This window comes from Psychrobacter sp. P11F6, from assembly GCF_001435295.1.
Taxonomy (GTDB): domain Bacteria; phylum Pseudomonadota; class Gammaproteobacteria; order Pseudomonadales; family Moraxellaceae; genus Psychrobacter.
Window position 1 is genome coordinate 2371349 of sequence record NZ_CM003594.1, and the last position, 20057, is coordinate 2391405.

Here is a 20057-nt window from a genome sequence, read left to right on the forward strand (position 1 = left end):
GATTCGTAACAGCTAGTAGTAGCCGTCATGCATCATACCCCTGCAATTAGTCACTGCTCAATCATAGACAGATTAAAAAGGTACTTGAATGAAAGTCCTCTCTAGAATAACAAAACCCAACTTAACAAATCACACGAAAAACCTGCTATTAGCCGCTGCTATCACCCTGCCTATGAGCGCCGTTGTATTTGCAGAACATAACGACACTCATGTGACAAATAACTCACAAAACGTGCCAGTGGTCATCAAAGGTGTGGTCGCTACCAGCTCAGACAAGCAGCAATTGCTCGACAAGCTAAAAGCACAGTATCCTGATAAACCCGTCAGAGATGAAATCGAAGTACGTTCGAACATCAGTATACCAACCAACTGGCAACAGATAGCCACGACTATCATTGATAGCGACATCTCTAACATTCGTCAAGGGCGTATCGACATTCATGGGACGACCATTAGCTTACATGGCAAGGTAAGCAGCCTTGAACAAAAGCAAGCCATCCAAAACCGTATTCACTCGCGCCTAACTGATCTCTATCAATTAGAAAATCAGCTGGTCGTGGTAGAAGGTGAACAACGCCTCATAGACGAGACTCTAGGCAACCGTATTGTCGAGTTCGAGTCTGGTAGCACCAATCTAACGCCGATGGGCCTTGGTATCTTAGACGATATGGCAGGGGTGTTACAGCGAGTAGGTGATAAGCCTGTTCTTATCACCGGTCATACCGATAATGTCGGCAATTCTACTGCCAATCTTGCCCTATCAAATAAGCGTGCAGAAGCCGTCAAACAATACTTGATCGGTCGAAATATCAATGCGACTCGTCTCAGTACTACTGGTAAAGGGGACTCAGATCCTATCGCTAGTAACGACAACGAAGAAGGTCGCACTCGCAATCGCCGTATCGAATTTACCCTTAATGAATAACATCGCTATGTAGAACGCATGACGATAACGGCAACTAAGCAATGACGGTTAAGTACTGATAGCTGGTTTGATAATGCTGAAAAACATACTGTCATTGCTACTAGAGATATCGATGCTACAAAAAACACCAATGCTAAAAGAGAGCCACTGCTAAAAAAATAGGGACATAACTATGCTACGCTTGACCAATACCGTGCTGCCTATGCACCCTGATCGGCTCTATGCCAGTGAAGGCAGCACTCAAGCGCCCTATCCGAGCGCTCGCCAAGAAGTCAATGCTCATCGTGCGTGGCAAGATAAGCTCATGCATAGCGCTGATGAAGCCGATATCATTGCTCAACTCAACCCCAATGGTAATTGCCAATACCAGCAGCATGGTATCGACACTTATGTGCTACATGTTTATATCCATGAGCGGCATCACCCTCCCTTTACGCCATTAACCAATCTCATCGGTAGCCCTCTGACCTTGAGCTTTGATATTCCAAGTGGCCTAAGCTTTCGTCATCTGTATATAACGGCTGTGCATCAGCTAGATCATGATGGCAGCTACGGCTATTATCGCTTGCTCGCCCAGCCCATCACTTATCGCCTGCATCAGCATATACGCGGTCATATTGATACTCATTTGACCGTACAAGCGATGGTAGCAGAGCGCACGGCTACGCTGGATATAGAAATCATCGATGACAGTAACAATGGTGAAGATTCTAACTGGTCACCAGCACGCATGACCCAGTGGCAAATAAGCGACTGGACACATATTTGCAAGCGGCTCGCGCGTCAAGGGCTGACAGCCTATCTACGCCATGAGCAAACGGACGAGCATAGTCCACCAAAGCTCGTTATTACATCGCATAGTCCAAGTGATAGCGATGGCATCAGCTTGAATATTGGCGCGCTGCGTTACCAGCAAGTGTTACATGACCGTGTCGATGCACCAGTATTGGCATTGAGTGAGCAGGTCATCACCCAACCAAACTCAGTAACGATGCAGCGTTTTAATAGCAGCAGTGTTGCACACCCAACGCAGTCCGCTGACGTTGCGATGAGCCGTAACCTTGATGACATAAGCCATTCGAATAACTACACACTCACATTAGACACGCCTGCTGCTTTTGCGCCAGTAACAGATACTGAAACCATAGACGAAGCAACCATCGTGGCAAACAGTCATCAAAGTCAATATAGCGTCTATCATGCTCTAGCCCATGCTACGGATTTGAGTGTTGCTGATACCTTTATACTTGTCGATCACAGTGCGCTCAATCAGCACTACCGTGCTACCCATATCGTGCATCTGGCTCGCAATAGTCTAGCGCATGTCACAGGGCTAACCCAAAGCTCACGCCACCAACAGCGTCATGCGTCAACATTAGCAGCTGGCATTCATTTGACTCAGCTGCGCCTCATTACCGCTGATACCTCATGGGTCGGTCATCTATATAGCAGACATGCCCTACCGCCGATGACGGGTATCACCGAAATGCAAAATGAGATGGATAGCCGTAACCATATGACGCCCACGCGCAGCTATTTACTGGATAGCCCTGCCCAGCCTATCAGTCGCCTTGAGGCTCAGGCTGGCGCGAACTACGGCACACACTTCACCCATAGAGCGGATGACCAAACCCTCATGCAATCTATCGGCGATAGCGAGCATCTAATTAACACTGGCAGTTTATTGTCATCGACTCGCCCTAGCCTATTTGCCACGGATAACGCACAAGCCATTGAAAGCGGCTATCGACATAAAGGGGACGCTACCCTAGCAGAATGGGTCACTGATCACCGTATAGAACAAGCCTACTCGCAACTTAACGTCGTTGATGGACAAATCGCTGCTAGCCTAAAGATGGGGATCATCAATCCAGCAAAAGACACCGCCAAGCGTCAAGGCATCAATGCGGCTACTAACGCTCAAATCAACATAAAATCAGGCGAAGCCCTCGTCTTCTCCACTCAAGCACAAACCCACGCACAATCTGGACAGCACAACTACCAGCACCATACTCCCACTCTCACCCAAACTGGTCTTGGTGGTCAGCACTTAGCGGAACGCTTAACGCAATTGGCGACAGGGCTTGGACGTCATGTCAATGACCATAAAGCGATTAAGACGCAACTTGAAACTATCGCAGAGGAACAGCAAACCAAAACCCATCAAACAATGCCATTCGCGTTAATCGATAGCGCAGCAGACAGCAGCTATGTCAGTGACGATACACTGATTCACAGAAGCATGGGTGAGATGGCCTCCACCACGCAGCAAGATATGGTGATCAGTAGTGGAGAGAGTCATAACCAGGTCAGTAGCGAGTCTCTAAATATCATAGCCGATGGTGAGTTTAGTATGACCAATGCCAAAGAGAATATCACCCTCTCTGCCCATACGGGTAAGCTTGAAGCCACTGCAAAGCAGGATGTGAACGTGGCGTCTTCGACCAAAGAGGTTGAGATAGTAGCGACGAATAAAATTACGCTGACGGCTGGTGGTGCGAGTATCACTTTGGATGGCGCAAATATTACGATAGCGGCAAAGCAGTTTACGGAGAAAGGTGGTAAGCATACGAGGGCTGGTGGGGGGGTTGATAGTAGTTATTTATCGCGGCTACCTTTTGATAAGCTGCTAGAAAAAGAGTTTTTTGATGAGCAGGTGCAGTTTCTAAACACGGCAGGACTACCTATAAAAAACATTGATTACCATTTACTGGGTAAGAATCTAAATATGAAAGCTAAGGTAAACGACGAAGGTAAAACCGTTAGAGCAGATACGGATACCAAATCAGAAAAGCTAGAAACTAAAATATTATTTAAATCTATCGAGGGTTTAAAAGACTTATAGCGAGTATGAAATGGCAACACTTAAATTCGATACTAATACAGTAAAAAATAGCTGTACCACTAAAACAATGCCGTGTAGCTACACATGGTCAATAGCTCAATATCAGTGTTTCGAGAAACTTACGACAAACTCGGATAAGAAATCTTCTACTATTCATTTAAAAGTAGTACAGGATGGCGAAGCAAGAGCGCGGCGAATAGCAGCGGTGTATGCTAAATTTTATTTGGAACATAGCGATGTCAATGGTGATAGACAGTTTAAAGGGCGTCATTTTTGGATGGGTCTTGGGGCGTTTGCCAGTAAGACTGTTGCTGATGCATTAGGGCATTGGTCAAGTGCTGCAGATGGCGGAGCTTTAGGTGTTGTATATAACTTTAAGCTCGGTAACTTTTGGCTATACCAAGATATCGCTGGATGGCATTTTGAATATAATCAATGTAGTACTAACTTTAGTACATGTATCAACCAACGCAATACTAACCACTATATCCCAGAAGTTAAAAAAATGGTCTATGACTCACATGGGGCATATGATGTACTACCAAAAATTCGCAACCTCAGTGCAAGCCAATACATCAAACCTGCTTTTGATGCGACCAAAGAATTTGAAAGGTTACCATCTACAGATAGAGAACAAAGAAAAGTAGAACAAAAAATAAATCTTATGAAGCTTGCTAATCACGAGCAGCGTGAAGTGCTACAAAAGATAATCTATCAGAAAAGTGGTTTTAAAGCAGGATTATGGCTAGCTGAAGTTGGAAGAGGAAAGGCATCTATTCCCGAAATCCAAATGGTCTATACTTCTAAAGCAGATACTGACGATTTAGACTTCAAGAATGTTGCACCACCAGATATTGAATTGGCTGATATTACTAAGAGAATGAAGTGGATTACCAGTGTTGCTGACCAATATATCAAGCTTATGAACAATGATAGTACAAGAGCAAAAGTTGAGAGGGAGATGGTTAAAATAGCAGGTTGGATTAATAAGACTTAGGAACAACTATGTTTAGATATAGGCTTTTTAAAACAGTATTACTAGCAGTTTCATTATCACTATCTACAATAGCTTGCAGCAAAAACGATACAACAGGAAATACTATGCCGCCTCATGCTTATGTTTCAGTAGAAGAAAGCCCTGAAACCTTTAAAAAAAATAATGAGGACATTAAACAGTATTGGAGTTTTGATGATAATCCGCTCAATATTGGCAGCTTAGGCGTTACTTTTTACGAAATTAACTTTCCGTCTAACAATGGGACTGCGACTTTCAACTATCCTAACATTCCATCACTTACTGTTGATAATGTTGGTATGACCTCAGGCTTCTATATTCATGATAAACCTAAACGAGGTATACAGTCGGTTCGAATTGATTTTTTCGTCCCTAACTCTCAAGGTAGCTATGCTGTTACGAAAAAAGATGCCTATGTCGCTGTGCAAAAACTGTTTAAACAGCTAGAAGAGCAAGGTTGGCAGAACGATCGTCGTGTCACTAGTGCTCGTATATCTGTCCAAGATAGTTATGCTTATGTCACTGATGAGAATGTATCATCTAGCTTTCTAAACTATCAATACCCTCTAACCTTTGATCAGTTTAAACAGCTACCAAGCTTACAATTTTGGGATCTACGAAATGGTACTGATGTTTTTTTAGATATTACTATGCAATACCACTTTGAAGAAGAGATTAACAATTACGTCTATATGATCAGTTTAGATTTTAGCTCCGAAGAGATTCATATCAACAGCTATCTCAGTTATGACAACCCAAACGATACTATGGAATCAGTTTTTATAGAAGCTTATCCAGACTTACCGCAAGCTAGACTATACGCTGAAACTCAAGCTTTAGAGATAGGCTTAGACGTTCAACAAGATCAACCCGACTACACCCTCCCTCTGATATTAGAGAAAACAGGCATCGACACCAGTAAGTTTATCTCTATTGACCCTTACAAAATAACTTATGAAGAGTTTATGCAGCGTTCTGAGGCGGGTGAAGACATGACGCCTTATTATGAGAACCAGCCTACCGCTAAACCTGAAATTACTAGTCAAGCCAAAGGGCGTTGTCCAGCAAATCAGCCTTGCCCTAAGTCAGGCTACTGGTTCACTCAAGCAAAAGCGAACAGTCGTGCCTACTTTAAGCAAGACGACATCATGCCAGACTATCCCAATAATAACTGGGGTGAAGTGATTTGGCAGTTTGACAGTTTGACAGTTTGACAGTTTGACAGTTTGACAGTTTGACAGTTTGACAGTTTGACAGTTTGACAGTTTGACAGTTTGACAGTTTGACAGTTTGACAGTTTGACAGTTTGACAGTTTGACAGTTTGACAGTGAAGAAGGATAGTTTGTTATTATTTTACTTAAGCCACCTTCGGGTGGTTTTTATATTTATGACTCTCAAATCAAGCTCGAACTCCAATAGCAAACAGGACAACTACCAGTATCATCCTGCTACTTTGATGCAACTAGGGCTTGATAGAGAAGTAAATGACCACAGGGCAATTAATAAGGCATTATTAAACAGTAATAATAAATAGCAAGCCAATACCTACTAACAAATATCATTGACACTGATTAATATGTACAAATAAACATCTAAAGGATTACAAAATGAGTCACTTTATTATTGATGAAGGATTTGATTATTTTTTAGAAAAATTCGGTCAACCTGATTGGCAACAACCGGTTGATCAAGCTACCTTAGATTATTATCGTGGAAAGTTACCTAGTAAACTTCTTTTTTATTGGCAGCATTTTGGTTTTTGTCGCTTTAAACAAGGGCTGTTTTGGATGGTTAATCCTGCTGATTATGAAGATGAATTAGCTATCTGGCTAGATGAAGAAATCACGCGGAAAGATAACTATTATGTGATCGCTCGTAGTGGCTTTGGCAAGCTCTACGTTTGGGGAGAAAAAACAGGTCATGCCTATACAATCACTCCGACTCGTGGTTGGGTATATCAAGAAGAAGGAGACAAAAAAGATATTGCAGAAGGGTACGCAGATAAAAAGTTAGAGCTATTTTTTGGTTTTAGTAAGCTAGATCATACAGATATATATGACAACAACGACAAACCACTATTCAAACGCTGTATCAAGAAGTTTGGTGCACTTGATTATGATGAAATGTTTGGCTTCGTTCCCGCCCTTGCGATTAGTGACAATGCATCTATCAAGAATGTTGATAAGATGAATATCTTTGTCCATCTCAATCTTTTACCCGACTTGATTGAAATTCAACATATTGACTTCGAACGCTTAGGACAAATGGCTTTTGGTGTTGAAGATTCATCAAACTTGCCTGATTTAGATAGTTTAAAGTGATTAATTACGACTTAGCCACCTTCGGGTGGTTTAAATACAGATACACTATCTCAGCAAGTCTTACTCATATCAATGGCGTACCTAAGAGACTCAACCTTTTAAGGCTTATGGTAGACAAAGGTGGCAACGCAAATATTGATACAGGCAATAGCAAAATTTTAGAAAAGATTAAAAAATATAGAGCAGAAGAAGCAGTACCTTAAGAAATCTAAGACACTGCTTTTTATCTAAAATACCTCCACTCTTAAGCACTCATTATTTAACTATTGTGCTTGGCTATCCAGTTTTGCATTTGCTCAATTTCAGGCTGCTGCGCGTTAATTACTTGTTGTGCCAATTGACGCATTTCTTCATTTTTGCCATACTTTAGCTGTATCTTTGCCATATCTACTGCGCCAATATGATGCGGCAACATACCGCGAGCAAATGCCATATCTGGGTTAGGGTCAGCGATACCTGCCATCATTTCACTATGCATCGTATCCATACCTTTAGCATAAGCTGTCTGCATGGCTTCAGTATCAGACGTTGGCTCAGCAGCATCAGGATGGTTGGCAAGCCAGTTCTGCATTTGCTCAATTTCAGCTTTCTGAGCGTCAATAATCTCTTGTGCCAACTGACGCATTTCTGCATCCTTACCATACTTTAGCTGAATCTCTGCCATATCAACAGCACCCATATGATGACCGAGCATTCCTTGGGCAAAGGCAGCATCGGGATCGTTGTATGCCATGCCTGCCATCATCTCATCATGCATCTTAGTCATAGAGTCGTTATACTCTCCATGCATGCCCGTCATCGCATCACCTGACATATCATGACCTACATGAGCATCCATCGCGCTAGTGTCGGTTGTAGCATTATTAACGGGAGCCGCTTTGTCTTTGACTGTAGCCTCTGTTACGTCATTCGTCGGCTGACAAGCGCTAAGCATCATCATGGCACTAACACTAACTGCAAGCATGGCAAGACGTGAGTTTCTTATCATTTTCATAGTAGGTCCTTAATTACGATCGTTTGGTAGTTATGGTTCATATAAAAACTGGCAAATCAGCTAAGATCCACCAGTTGGAAAAATCATTTAATTTATGTACTAAGAGGAGTGTGTTTTAAGGCTATTTATTCTAATGCTTCGATCAGTGCCTGCATCTCTTGGATTTCACGTTTTTGTGCTTCGATGATGTCGTCAGCAAGTTGCTGTACTCTAGGGTCTTCTATATCGGCTCTTGAGCTGGTTAAGATCGCAATTGAATGATGCGGTATCATAGCCTGCATCCAATCCACTTGATCGACGGTTGCTTGAGATCTGACGCCCCAGATACCCACGGCAAACATCAGCACACTAAGACCATAAATCATTAAGTTGACCTTAGTTTTCTTGTACATATTGCTCATAAAGGCGAGCATAATCACTGCCATGCCTGCGCCCATATATAGCGCCATATAGGCTCTGGTCTCACTAAAATAAATATGATCCCACTCATAAGTATTTTAGTACATCATGATATACATCACCACGGTAGACGTCAGAATCATGAGGGTGAACTTTACGTAAGGGTTCATCTGTTTTTGCTCTGCATGATTCATCAGTCAGTCTCCATCAATGCTGCTATCAGTACTACAATAAGTAGCTGAAATTTAAAAAACTATCTAAAGTATTAACTTATAGCTGCTGCTCTGCGGACTCAATCTCAGCGTATACTTGGTTTGTGCCATCTTTATTGATTTGCATAATTTGGTATGGCATAAACTTATCTTGATATTCCATACCAGGGCTACCGACGGGCATACCCGGTACCGACAAACCAATGGCGTGCTTTGGTGGGTTTTGCAAAAACTCAGCCACATACTTAGCAGGAACATGACCTTCGATGACATAACCATCACTGGTAACGGCGGTATGGCAAGAACGCATCTCAGCAGGTACACCGTAACGCTCTTTAAATAATGACAAGTCTGCAACATCATGTGCAGTTGTCGTTAACCCATTATCTTCTGCGTGCCCTATCCATTCTTTACAACAGCCACAATTGGCATCTTTATAGACAGTGGCTGACACGTTCTTGAGCAGGTCTGGGTTGTTGGCTGGTGTCTCTGTCACTGTTTGCTTACTCTGTATAGCGTTTGCCTCACCACTGCTGGCGTTAGAGGCATTGGCAGTAGAGAGGCTAGCATTAGAAGCATTGCTGTCAGATTGCCCGCACGCTGATAATATGGCAGCGGTTAATAAGACCGCTGACCCTCGAACAAACTTAACGGTAAAAGGCTTCATAGAGGCTTCTCATAGTGTTGAATATTTCATAGTGTTGAATATTAAAATTAGGATGTATTGAAGCCAAACTAGCATAGCCACTCTGACAGTCAGATGACGCCAAGATGACAATTTTGTCATCTTCTAGACTGAGCATAGGTTTATTACCAGTATTCCTCTATGATTGATAACAATAGAGACATTTTATATTGATCTCATCCTAAATAATTGGTGCGAGTATGCTATGAAAGTATTGTTAGTCGAAGATGAATTATCGCTTGGCGACTACATTAAAAAAGGTTTAAGCGAGGCAGGTTTTATCGTTGAGCATAAAACCACAGGTTTAGATGGGTATCATGCATTGATGACTGAGGACTTCACTATCGTGGTGATGGATGTGATGCTGCCTGATGTCAGTGGTTTTGAGCTGGTCAGTAACTATCGCGCTGCTGGTAACACCACCCCTGTATTATTTTTGACCGCAAAAGATGACCTTAGCGACCGCATAAAAGGCTTCGAGATTGGCGGTGACGACTATCTCACCAAACCTTTTGCCTTCGCTGAGCTGCTGGTCAGAATCAAAAGCTTACTACGCCGTGCCAATCAAGCAGATTACGCCAGCACAGTGCTTCAAATGGCTGATTTAAAACTGGATATCGCTAAACGTAGCGTGCATCGAGATAAGGGTTCTATCAAATTAACGGCCAAAGAATTTGCGCTATTGCAGTTTTTACTTGAGCATCAAGGCGAAGTATTACCCCGCTCTGTCATCGCTTCACAAGTATGGGATATGAATTTTGATAGCGATACCAATGTGATTGATGTGGCGATAAGACGCTTACGAAGTAAAATCGACGATGGCTTTGAAAGTAAGCTCATTCATACCGTACGCGGTATGGGCTATAAACTAGAAGCGGACAATACCGCCGTTACAGTTAATAATGAAACCAACATTGATATGAGTAATGAGGCTAATACGGTTTCTAAACTCAATCATGTTGAAGTAAAATAGCATGGCATATAAATCAGAGCATCGACGCTTGTCATTACTGTGGCGCACTACCCTAGTATTAACGGTATGTGTGCTGATATCTCAAGCTTTTTTGTACATATGGATACAGCGTTCGGTTAATGATCATTTTGAACAAATGGACTCAGAGATCCTGACTCATGCTGCGTTTAATTTACGACAGTATATGACAGAGGTGACATCGGATGATCAGCGCTCTAACAACCTTGCCGACCCTGCTCATCTCGCCAATACAGCATCATCCGTGATAGATATCTTTCGACCCGATTATGAAGTCAAAACAATTATCACTGACCATAATGGACATGTCATTAATAGTCAGCCAAAGGATTTTATTGATAAACTCAATGACTCCCAATTGGTCGAAAAACTATGGCAGCAGCACCGCGATCAACCCTTTGACTTGCAGCTTAATCATCGTCATTATCGCGCGCTGGTCATTGAGCACTCTAATCGCTTGGCATTAATCGCGCTACCGATTGATGTGCATCATCAATACCTTGCCCAGTTTAACCACCATCTTATCCTGATACTTATTGCGATCACTTTTATCTTGGTATCAGTCGCAGCTTTTAGTGTCTATCTAGGATTCGCCCCCTTAGCGACCATCAGTCAAAAAATGGCACGTATTAACGCCGAGCAGTTAGACGATAGAATCATCGTCTCTGAAATGCCAAGCGAGCTGCGACCCTTGGCTGACGCTTATAATGCCATGATGGATAAACTTGAACACAACTTTGCCTCATTATCACAGTTTTCAGATGACATTGCTCACGAACTGCGCACACCACTGGCAACGTTAAGCACTCAAACTCAAGTGATGCTCAGTAAACCTAGAGACCATCAAGAATATGTCGAGCAGCTACATCATCAACACGACACGCTCAAGCAACTATCCCTGCTAATTAACAATATGCTCTTGCTGGCAAAAACTCAAAAAGGCCTATACGACTCACAACGTCATCTTGTCGATACCGACTCACTGATAATTAAGCTCATCGATTATTTTGAGCTGATAGCCGAAGAGCGCGGTATCTCTTTTGAGAAAAAAGGGGCATTTGATGTGGTATTAGGGGATGAGAGCTTGTTACAAAGGCTGTTTGCCAACTTGATATCTAATGCGATTTACTACGCCGCCAGCGACAGTATCATTACTATTACCGCCGTTTCTAAGACTGCTAGCCTCATAAAACATAACGCTCACGCCCTTAGAGAAACGGCTCAGCAGCCATCGCTAAACATCACCATCACTAATCGCTTGCAGACGCCTCTAACTCAAGCGGAAGCAGATAGACTGTTTGAACGCTTTTATCGTCATCACAAATCCAATAATCAGCATTCGGGCACAGGGCTGGGATTGGCCATCGTACAAGCGATCGTCAATGCCCATAACGGCAAAGTCAGTATTACCATTAAGGATGAGTATTACTTTCAAGTTAACGTACAGTTATTAAAAGAATCATAGGGCGTGTTTAATCGAGAAATGGTCACCTTTTGGTCACCGAGCAGGTGGTCAGCAAGGAGGTGATCAGCGATTTTCAAAAGTTAGAATGTATGCAAACAAACTTATAGAGAATACTTTATCGAAGATAGACTAGTCCCTAAGAGTTGATAAGGGAAAAAAAGCCAACCTTTATAGATAAAGGCTGTAAGAAGAATTTTAGACACAAAAAAACCCCAAACAAAATTATGTTTGAGGCGAAACTTGCTTAAACTCGAGAGTTTAAATTTGTTTTAGCTTTTTACTAAATATGGCGCAGCGGACGGGACTCGAACCCGCGACCCCCGGCGTGACAGGCCGGTATTCTAACCAACTGAACTACCGCTGCTTAGGTCGTCTTAGCATCTTCTCTTATTACAGAGACACTCGCTAAAAAGAGTGGTGGGTGATGACGGATTCGAACCGCCGACATTCTGCGTGTAAGGCAGACGCTCTACCAACTGAGCTAATCACCCTGAGAAGCGTTAAAAAATTGCACTGCAATTTTAACTTCGCAAGTTAAAATTCCTTAAAGGGAATTTTATAGAAAGTTTAATCTTTAAAGTTGTCACGCTTTAAGTCAGTAAAAATTCTAACAACATTGAACTTAATTAAGTCCCCTTGCTGTGGGTGTGTATTATATAGATTTACACATAGCTGTCAAACAGTATTTTCAGTTTTTTAACGTATTTTATAGGTTTTTATTTATTAATCTGACAAGCCTATGTTTTTATTAGATTTATATTTTTATAAAAAACCAATAAATTTTCAAGCATGACCCTATTTACTGGCTAATGCTTGTTCGATATCCATTTTTATGGCATCTGGTTTGGTGGTTGGCGCGTAGCGGTCAATGACCTGTCCATCTTTACCAATTAAAAACTTAGTAAAATTCCATTTGATACCATCTGTCAATACACCACCCTTTTGCTCTTTAAGCCAATCAAAAATAGGATGAGCATCTTTGCCATTGACATCAACCTTCGCCATCATTGGAAAACTGACACCATAGTTCTTTTGACAAAATGCGCCAATCTCATCATTACTGCCTGGATCTTGCCCGCCAAATTGATTACAAGGGAAACCAATAACAACCAATCCTTGATCTTTATATTGCTGATATATTGCCTCTAGGCCTCCAAATTGCGGCGTAAACCCACATTTGCTGGCGGTATTGACGATTAATAACACCTTACCTTGATAATCAGAGAACGCTTGTGCAGTACCGTCCATGTGCTCAGCAGTAAAATCGTAAATCGTGCTCATCATTTATCCTTAAGTCGATTAATTTATTATTTTGATATTCTTTTAAGCCGTGCTCATTTTTCAATAACAGTGAAAACATTCATAATGCTAATCACTGGCAAGGCAGCATCTCGCGCTTCCCTGCCATGACTCTAAAATACTCTAAGCAATTTTTTTTAACAATTACTTTTCAGATTTATCTAAATCAATAGACACAGAATTGATGCAATAGCGCATCCCCGTCGTCTCGCTTGGGCCGTCAGGGAAGACATGACCTAAATGTGCGCCGCAGTTACTACAGGTGACTTCTGTCCGCGTCATGCCCAGCGAATTATCCACATGCTCCTCGATAGCGCTGTTATCAACTCCTTGGTCAAAACTTGGCCAACCACAGCTGGCATCAAATTTATTGCTTGAGTCAAATAAGCTCGCACCGCAGCCTTTGCAGCGATAAATACCATCATCAGTCGCATCGTTATAGACGCCCGTAAATGGGCGTTCTGTACCCTTTTCACGCATCACGTGATATTCATCAGCACTCAAACGCTCTTTCCAATCAGCTTCTGTTAATTGGCTAATTTCTTCTTGGCTAAGTTGATTGTCTTGCATAATGTATCCTTAATTTGGGTATGTATTATCTCGTCCATTAGCATTAGCTTTTATCTGCTATTAACTAACACTTTATCGCCATATTTTTATAAAAACGATGGGCCTTATCTATTGTTTATCCACTCAATATTCAAGGTATACATTACAAGAAAACTATCATAAACAAGCGATAGTGTAAGGTATTGAAAAAGCTATGATAAATAAAATACAGCAAATTTCCTTAACATATCAATGAATATAGATTTAGCCACGACAATGATTCTCAGAAAGAAGTTTAATATCTAGTAGAGAAGCAATGAGGCAACGATAATACTATCAATGCAAGTTATTCTTGCATTGATAAATATACCTTCCTTAAAAACAGCTTGCATTGATACTGATAATGCAATAATATCTTGCATTAAGGCTTAATTAAAACAAATGCCTGCTTTCCTTCTCTCCATTACCAACTAATGAATAAAGGCTTGAATGATTATGGCTGATGACAAAAATAAAAGCACACAAGCCGAAAGACTGGTACAGCTACGTCGTGATAAAGGGCTAACTGCTGAGCAATTAGCGCAAGCCATGACCGCAGCAGGCGCAAAAGTCAGTCGCGGTGCTATCTCGAATTGGGAGCGTGGCACCAATGGTATTGTGTCATCTAAGCTACCAACGCTAGCACACATTTTAGGCTGCAGCGAAGGCTATCTGTTACGCGGCGAACTAAAAAACGACAGTGATAATAATAAAGAGGTGAGTAAAAGCGCTCATTCTCATAACAAAAATAGTCAAAACATGTCATTTGCTCAAACTGACAAGATATATGACTCCCAAGCCAATCAAACGACTACAACTCCTACTATAGATACAAACTCACAAAATAACCCTATGAGTGGTCACACTATGAACACAATAAAAAAATCGGATAAATTACAAAATGTTTGCTACGACATTCGCGGCCCGCTACTACAAACAGCCAATAAGATGGAAGCCGAAGGCAAACGTATATTAAAGCTGAACGTCGGTAACCCAGCCCCCTTTGGTTTAGAAGCACCGCATGAGATTTTGCGCGATGTGGCAATGAACCTACCAGACGCGACTGGCTATTCCGACTCGCAAGGGATTTTTTCAGCGCGTAAAGCTGTCCTACAGTACTATCAATCAAAGGGGTTGCTATCGGCAGTTGATGTTCGTGACGTCTATTTGGGCAACGGAGTTTCTGAGCTGATTGTAATGACCATGCAGGCTTTGATGAATGATGGTGACGAAGTGCTTATCCCAATGCCAGACTACCCGCTTTGGACGGCAGCGGCGAACCTAGCTGGCGGCACAGCGGTACATTATCGCTGTAATGAAGACGACAATTGGCATCCTGATATCGAAGACATTAAATCTAAAATCACCTCTAAAACCAAAGGTATCGTGGTGATTAACCCTAATAATCCAACGGGTTCACTTTATAGTGATGAATTACTCAAACAAATTATTGAGGTCGCTAAAGCGCATGATTTAATCATCATGGCTGATGAAATTTATGATCGTATTCTTTATGATGATATGGTACACACCCCAATGAGCACCTTGACTGATGATGTGCTGGTGCTCTCATACAATGGATTATCTAAATCTCATCGTATCGCGGGATTCCGGGCAGGTTGGATGATGGTGTCTGGCAAAAAACACCATGCCACTGACTTTATCGAAGGCTTGGACATGTTAGCGTCTATGCGCTTGTGTTCCAACGTCCAAGGTCAGTATGCCATTCAAACGGCGATGGGTGGCTATCAAAGCATGAAAGAGCTCACGTCAGAGCGTGGGCGCTTATATAAGCAGCGTGAAATGGCTGTGTCACGACTTAATGCGATCAAAGGTATCTCTTGTACCATGCCACAAGGCGCGTTTTATTGCTTTCCAAAGATGGATCCTGATATTTACCCTATCGAAGATGATATGGCATTTATGATGGATTTGCTTGTTGAAGAAAATGTCTTAATGGTGCAAGGAACAGGCTTTAACTGGGATAAGCCCGATCATTTCCGCTTGGTATTTTTGCCAAACCTACATGATTTAGAAGATGCCATGGATCGCTTGGATCGCTTCTTTGCCAAAAAGCGCAAACAATTTGGTACCGAATAGACCTTAATTTGACATAAAAAAACGCTTATCGGCATGATGCTGATAAGCGTTTTTTATTTGAAACGTGCTTATAAATAACCTTAAATAAGACTTAAACGAAAGCCTTAATAAGCGTACGTGTTAAAAAATATTGACCAAAATAATATAACTGATGGCAGACATTGCCGCTGCTGCAGGAAGCGTAATGATCCATGCCAAACCGATAGGTTTCATCAACGCCCAATTAGTGTCTCTATTGACAATACCGATACCAAGTACCGCGCCTACTAGCGTATGCGTACTTGAGACAGGCAGCCCCATAGTTGATGCGCCCATAACCACTGCAGCCGCAGCCAATTCAGCTGAAAAACCAGAAGCGGGATGCATTTTTGCCAAGTTGGTACCAACCGTTTGAATGACTTCTTTACCAATGAACCAAAGACCAACGATAAGCGCAACACCAAAGGTCAGCATAACCGCAGGCGGTACAGCGGCTTCAGTCGCAATGCTATTGGTACGGATAACATCCATAATCGCGGCAAAAGGGCCGACTGCATTGGCAATATCGTTTGAGCCATGGCTAAAGGCAAAAGCAGAGGCGGTAAAGACTTGCATCCAGCTAAACATAATAAACGTCGCTTTGGTCAAATCCTCTTTATGTTTACCGCGGATACTCTTGGTATAGATAAAGGTCGCAAGCCACACCAGCGCTGCGATCATACCCATGATTAAAAAGCCTTGCAGCGTCGTCATGCCATTATTGACATTCTTTAGACCCTTAAAGATGACCAAAGAGGCCATGACCGCGCCGCCTGCAGCCGCAATGATAGGCACCCATTGCTTCAACGCTTTTAGCGTATCAAGGTTGCTGCGTTCATTTTCAATCTCATAAAGCTGTTTATAATAATCAGTCTCTAAATCTTCAACATCGCAATCATCATCTTTGTAGATTTCTTGATCACGTAACATCGCTGACGTATAGGCCAGCTGCTCTGATTCTGTTAAACCGTCCAAAAATTCTTTGTGGTTTTGTTTTAAGGTTTTTTTGTCGCCTTTCAAAGTCGCAATGTGCGCCTCTGTTCTATCATTATATTCAATGATGTTTTTCTTAATCTGTCCATATAATACATAGGACAAAACGCCGCCCAATAGCGGTGACAATACCCAAGAAATCGCGATGGTGCCAATCGTACTCCAATTCACCGTTGATAATGCCATTTCAGTACCACCTAACGTGATACCTAATACAACAGAGCTACCAACAACGCCGCCAATAATAGCGTGCGTGGTCGAAACAGGCAGACCTTTTTTAGTGGCAAATAACAGCCAAAATGCGGCAGCGATGAGCGCTGACAGCATGACATAAATGAATTGGTTGGGCGTTACTGAAAGACCATCTAAATCGACAATGCCGCTTCGAATGGTATCGGTGACTTCACCACCTGCCAGTACGGCTCCGGACACTTCAAATATCGCTGCGATACCCAGCGCTTGCGGGATAGTCAACGTCCCTGCACCCACTGAGGTACCAAAGGAGTTGGCGACATCGTTACCACCAATATTGAATGCCATAAAGACACCAAAAGCGGTGGCCACAATAAATAGCGTCGTCTGTTGACGCATCGTGTAATCTAGACCCCACCACAAAAAGTAGGAGGTCATCGCAATCAGTAAAATGGCAAAAAATAGATTTATTCTCATAGAACCGACTGATTTGGCTGGCTCTGTAGAACTGTTGCTAATACCCATACGTTGATACGTCCTGCGTAAGCTGATTGAAATTATAGGCGGTTGATGACATTGCGCGGCTATTAATAATGCTCGTGATGACTTCTAACATTAATATAACGTATATGAAACGCGCAATATGCTTGCTAAAAAACGGTTTTTCTTACTGCTATTTTGGTGCTCTACCCTAGCGCTTACCTTTTACTTACTCGTATTTTATTTTACGTAAAGGCAGTAAATAAGGTAAAACACATCACTCAATATGTCACAAAGCCGCAAGGAATATTGCCAAATCGTCTGATTACAGCAGCTTGCGGCTTAGAGATGTCATAGTAATAATTTTGATTCTAATAACTGCTATTGTAAGAACCTTTGCCAAACTTATTAACCAGAGTGATTAAAATGTCTGTGTCAAAGGGTAAAAACACGCTACTCACTCAGTGAGTTTCGTACACAGCAGGAGCTATTACGCGCCTATTATATTAAATATAAGCGCATAATGCATGATGATATTGCAAGATTTGTAACTGCCAGCAGATGTGTTAGAAAACATCCTGCTGTAACGCCGCATTATACTCTCTTTCCCTGAATTTATTTAACGTTAAATATATAATTATGGCGCTTTGTAACCAGCTACCTAATTGAATGACCAATCACATATCAGCTGCCACACACCGCTGATAGTTGCTTAATTGCATGGTCTAAAACATCCAAACGTGCTTGACGCTTCTCATTGATCGCGATGACGCACCACGGTGCGTACTCTGTATCGGTACGTGCCAGCATATCCGCCGCAGACTGCACATAATCCGACCATTTATCACGGTTGCGCCAATCATCGTCCGTCAGCTTAAACTGCTTGTGCGGTGTCTCCTGACGTGCCTCAAAACGTTTAAGCTGTTCTTTTTTATCGATAGCCAACCAGTATTTGATAACGATTGTCCCCGCCGCGGCTAAATCCGCCTCAAAGCGATTGATTTCATCGTAAGCACGCTGCCATTCTTCATCAGTGGCAAAACCCTCAATGCGCTCAACCAAAACGCGCCCATACCAAGTCCGATCAAAAATGGCAATACGGCTAATACGGTCGGTTTGCTCGTTCGGTAATTTGGTCCAAAAACGCCATAGATAAGGATGTTGCAGCTCATACAGCATTGGCGCACTGATATTATAAATTTGATACTCGCGTGGGTCGAGCGGTGCAACCAATCTTTTGATCGCGCCACCTTTGCCAGCAGCGTCCATTCCTTCAAAGGCAAAAACGATATGACGCCCTTTGCGCGCACGCAGCAACTGGGCAAGGCGAACTTGTTTTTCTACTAACGCATCACGGTAGTCCGACTTATCAATCTCTGCATCATCGATATCTTTTAAACATTTAGGAATTTTTACAGGTTCAAACTTTGCTGATTTGAGTGCTTGCTGAACTTGCTTCTTAGCCTTTGACTTATCAGAGGTTTGTACTGTATTTATTTTACTACTCATTAGCGCGGTTTGCATCGCTTGTAGCACTTCATGGCAAAAATGGTCAGCCGCATCTGACTTGTTATCACCATCAATGATGATCCAATCATCTTGCTGGCGTAGCAGAACGGTAGCCACTTGATTAAAGGTTTCGATAACTTTTTTACTATTCCAGTCAATTTGGTATAAAAACTGCGGATCGGCTTCATCGTCATTCAATCGCGCTTGCAACGTTTCGATATCGACATGGAACCAGCATTTAAGCAGTCGGGTTTGATTGGCAGCTAGGTCTTGTTCGAACGCTTGTAGCTTAATAAGCTGCTGCTGTAAATATGCTTGCCATTGCGCAATCGGTAACGCTTTGTCTTTGGCAGACTTGTCATTGTCTGACGTTGCCATACGCATGACGTTATAAAGCAAGTCCGCATACCAGTTGCCAAAATAAACCATCACATCGCCATGACGGGGTAATGCCTTGGTATGTGCCTGCCAAATCGGCTGATACGCTAAGGGACAATCACCAACGGTTGCCTCAACTTTAAGTAGTCGAGGATCTACCCATTGGCGCAATTGCTTAACAGCAGTGCCCTTGCCTGCCTGCTCCATACCATTGACCAATACTAATAGCCCTGTTGGTTTATTGAGGATTGGCGGCGTCTGTTGCCGCGTTGCTCGTAGAGCATATTGGGCCGTGACCAGTGCCAATCTCAGTGCATCTTTGTCCATAGAAAACTGGCTCAGGGGATTGGGGGTTAGGCGCTCATCGACAATTTGCTCACTAAATTGTGTACTTAGCGCTTGTGGTGCGGTGGATTCAGTCGTCTTATTATTTTTGCTCATAACTGTCATCATCCTATGATTGAAAGCGTATTAGCGTCATCATAGCATTGCAGCAATTCGGTAAATAACGCTGCTATGTAACAGTTTGACATTTGTATTCTGCTTTATTTTCTTTTAAGGTGAACACAATCTCAGACACATGCTGTAATCACGCTCTATAAATACAAAAACCAAAAATACAAAACACGGTTTATCCTGAGCTTTTT

Annotated in this window: 14 protein-coding genes, 2 tRNA genes and 1 pseudogene; 8 read left to right on the forward strand and 9 right to left on the reverse strand. The window is 42.4% G+C overall.

Annotated elements, in window-relative coordinates; all coding sequences use genetic code 11:
- Positions 1 to 88: 88 nt before the first annotated feature.
- The 5 genes from AK822_RS09775 (at position 89) to AK822_RS09795 (ending at position 7107) form a co-directional block, all read left to right on the forward strand.
- Positions 89 to 925, forward strand: coding sequence for an OmpA family protein (locus AK822_RS09775; protein WP_060491501.1), 837 nt, complete (start codon positions 89 to 91; stop codon positions 923 to 925).
- 172 nt (positions 926 to 1097) lie between these two features.
- Positions 1098 to 3770, forward strand: coding sequence for a DUF2345 domain-containing protein (locus AK822_RS09780; protein ID WP_060491502.1), 2673 nt, complete (start codon positions 1098 to 1100; stop codon positions 3768 to 3770).
- Positions 3771 to 3780: 10 nt separating this feature from the next.
- The gene (locus AK822_RS09785; protein ID WP_060491503.1) at positions 3781 to 4767 is read left to right on the forward strand and encodes a DUF2515 family protein; all 987 of its coding nucleotides are present in this window, start codon (positions 3781 to 3783) and stop codon (positions 4765 to 4767) included.
- A gap of 104 nt (positions 4768 to 4871) precedes the next feature.
- The gene (locus AK822_RS09790) at positions 4872 to 5999 is read left to right on the forward strand and encodes a hypothetical protein (protein ID WP_060491504.1); all 1128 of its coding nucleotides are present in this window, start codon (positions 4872 to 4874) and stop codon (positions 5997 to 5999) included.
- Between the two features lie 394 nt (positions 6000 to 6393).
- A complete protein-coding gene (locus AK822_RS09795; RefSeq protein WP_060491505.1) occupies positions 6394 to 7107 on the forward strand; it encodes a GAD-like domain-containing protein in 714 nt (237 codons plus the stop codon).
- Between the two features lie 259 nt (positions 7108 to 7366).
- Here the strand turns inward: AK822_RS09795 and AK822_RS09800 are convergent, their stop codons facing one another.
- The 3 genes and pseudogenes from AK822_RS09800 to AK822_RS09810 form a co-directional block, all read right to left on the reverse strand.
- Positions 7367 to 8101 carry a CopM family metallochaperone gene (locus tag AK822_RS09800; RefSeq protein ID WP_228139010.1) on the reverse strand — a complete coding sequence of 245 codons (735 nt, stop codon included), beginning with the start codon at positions 8099 to 8101 and terminating at the stop codon, positions 7367 to 7369.
- A 125-nt stretch (positions 8102 to 8226) separates the two neighbouring features.
- Positions 8227 to 8694 (reverse strand): annotated as a pseudogene (locus AK822_RS09805) (DUF305 domain-containing protein).
- A 76-nt stretch (positions 8695 to 8770) separates the two neighbouring features.
- Positions 8771 to 9379, reverse strand: a complete 609-nt coding sequence (locus tag AK822_RS09810; RefSeq protein ID WP_060491506.1) for a DUF411 domain-containing protein — start codon at positions 9377 to 9379, stop codon at positions 8771 to 8773.
- A 223-nt stretch (positions 9380 to 9602) separates the two neighbouring features.
- Between AK822_RS09810 and AK822_RS09815 the strand changes: the two genes are divergently transcribed.
- On the forward strand, positions 9603 to 10370 hold the full coding sequence (locus AK822_RS09815) for a heavy metal response regulator transcription factor (protein WP_060491507.1): 768 nt from the start codon (positions 9603 to 9605) through the stop codon (positions 10368 to 10370).
- A gap of 1 nt (position 10371) precedes the next feature.
- The gene (locus tag AK822_RS09820; protein ID WP_060491508.1) at positions 10372 to 11853 is read left to right on the forward strand and encodes an ATP-binding protein; all 1482 of its coding nucleotides are present in this window, start codon (positions 10372 to 10374) and stop codon (positions 11851 to 11853) included.
- A 287-nt stretch (positions 11854 to 12140) separates the two neighbouring features.
- Here the strand turns inward: AK822_RS09820 and AK822_RS09825 are convergent.
- The 4 genes from AK822_RS09825 to msrB all read right to left on the reverse strand — a co-directional run bounded on the left by AK822_RS09825 (position 12141) and on the right by msrB (position 13722).
- A tRNA-Asp gene (locus tag AK822_RS09825) sits at positions 12141 to 12217 on the reverse strand.
- Positions 12218 to 12268: 51 nt separating this feature from the next.
- Positions 12269 to 12344 (reverse strand) — tRNA-Val (locus AK822_RS09830).
- A 304-nt stretch (positions 12345 to 12648) separates the two neighbouring features.
- Positions 12649 to 13134, reverse strand: a complete 486-nt coding sequence (locus tag AK822_RS09835) for a glutathione peroxidase (protein ID WP_060491509.1) — start codon at positions 13132 to 13134, stop codon at positions 12649 to 12651.
- 162 nt (positions 13135 to 13296) lie between these two features.
- A complete protein-coding gene (gene msrB, locus AK822_RS09840; RefSeq protein ID WP_045448234.1) occupies positions 13297 to 13722 on the reverse strand; it encodes a peptide-methionine (R)-S-oxide reductase MsrB in 426 nt (141 codons plus the stop codon).
- 474 nt (positions 13723 to 14196) lie between these two features.
- On the opposite strand from msrB, the gene AK822_RS09845 reads away from it, so the two are divergent.
- On the forward strand, positions 14197 to 15840 hold the full coding sequence (locus AK822_RS09845) for an aminotransferase class I/II-fold pyridoxal phosphate-dependent enzyme (protein WP_416202326.1): 1644 nt from the start codon (positions 14197 to 14199) through the stop codon (positions 15838 to 15840).
- Between the two features lie 120 nt (positions 15841 to 15960).
- Here the strand turns inward: AK822_RS09845 and AK822_RS09850 are convergent, their stop codons facing one another.
- Both AK822_RS09850 and AK822_RS09855 read right to left on the reverse strand, forming a co-directional pair.
- Positions 15961 to 17568, reverse strand: coding sequence for an inorganic phosphate transporter (locus tag AK822_RS09850; RefSeq protein ID WP_060491510.1), 1608 nt, complete (start codon positions 17566 to 17568; stop codon positions 15961 to 15963).
- A gap of 639 nt (positions 17569 to 18207) precedes the next feature.
- Positions 18208 to 19851: an ATPase gene (locus AK822_RS09855; protein WP_060491511.1), complete on the reverse strand. Its 1644-nt coding sequence runs from the start codon at positions 19849 to 19851 to the stop codon at positions 18208 to 18210.
- Between the last annotated feature and the right edge of the window lie 206 nt (positions 19852 to 20057).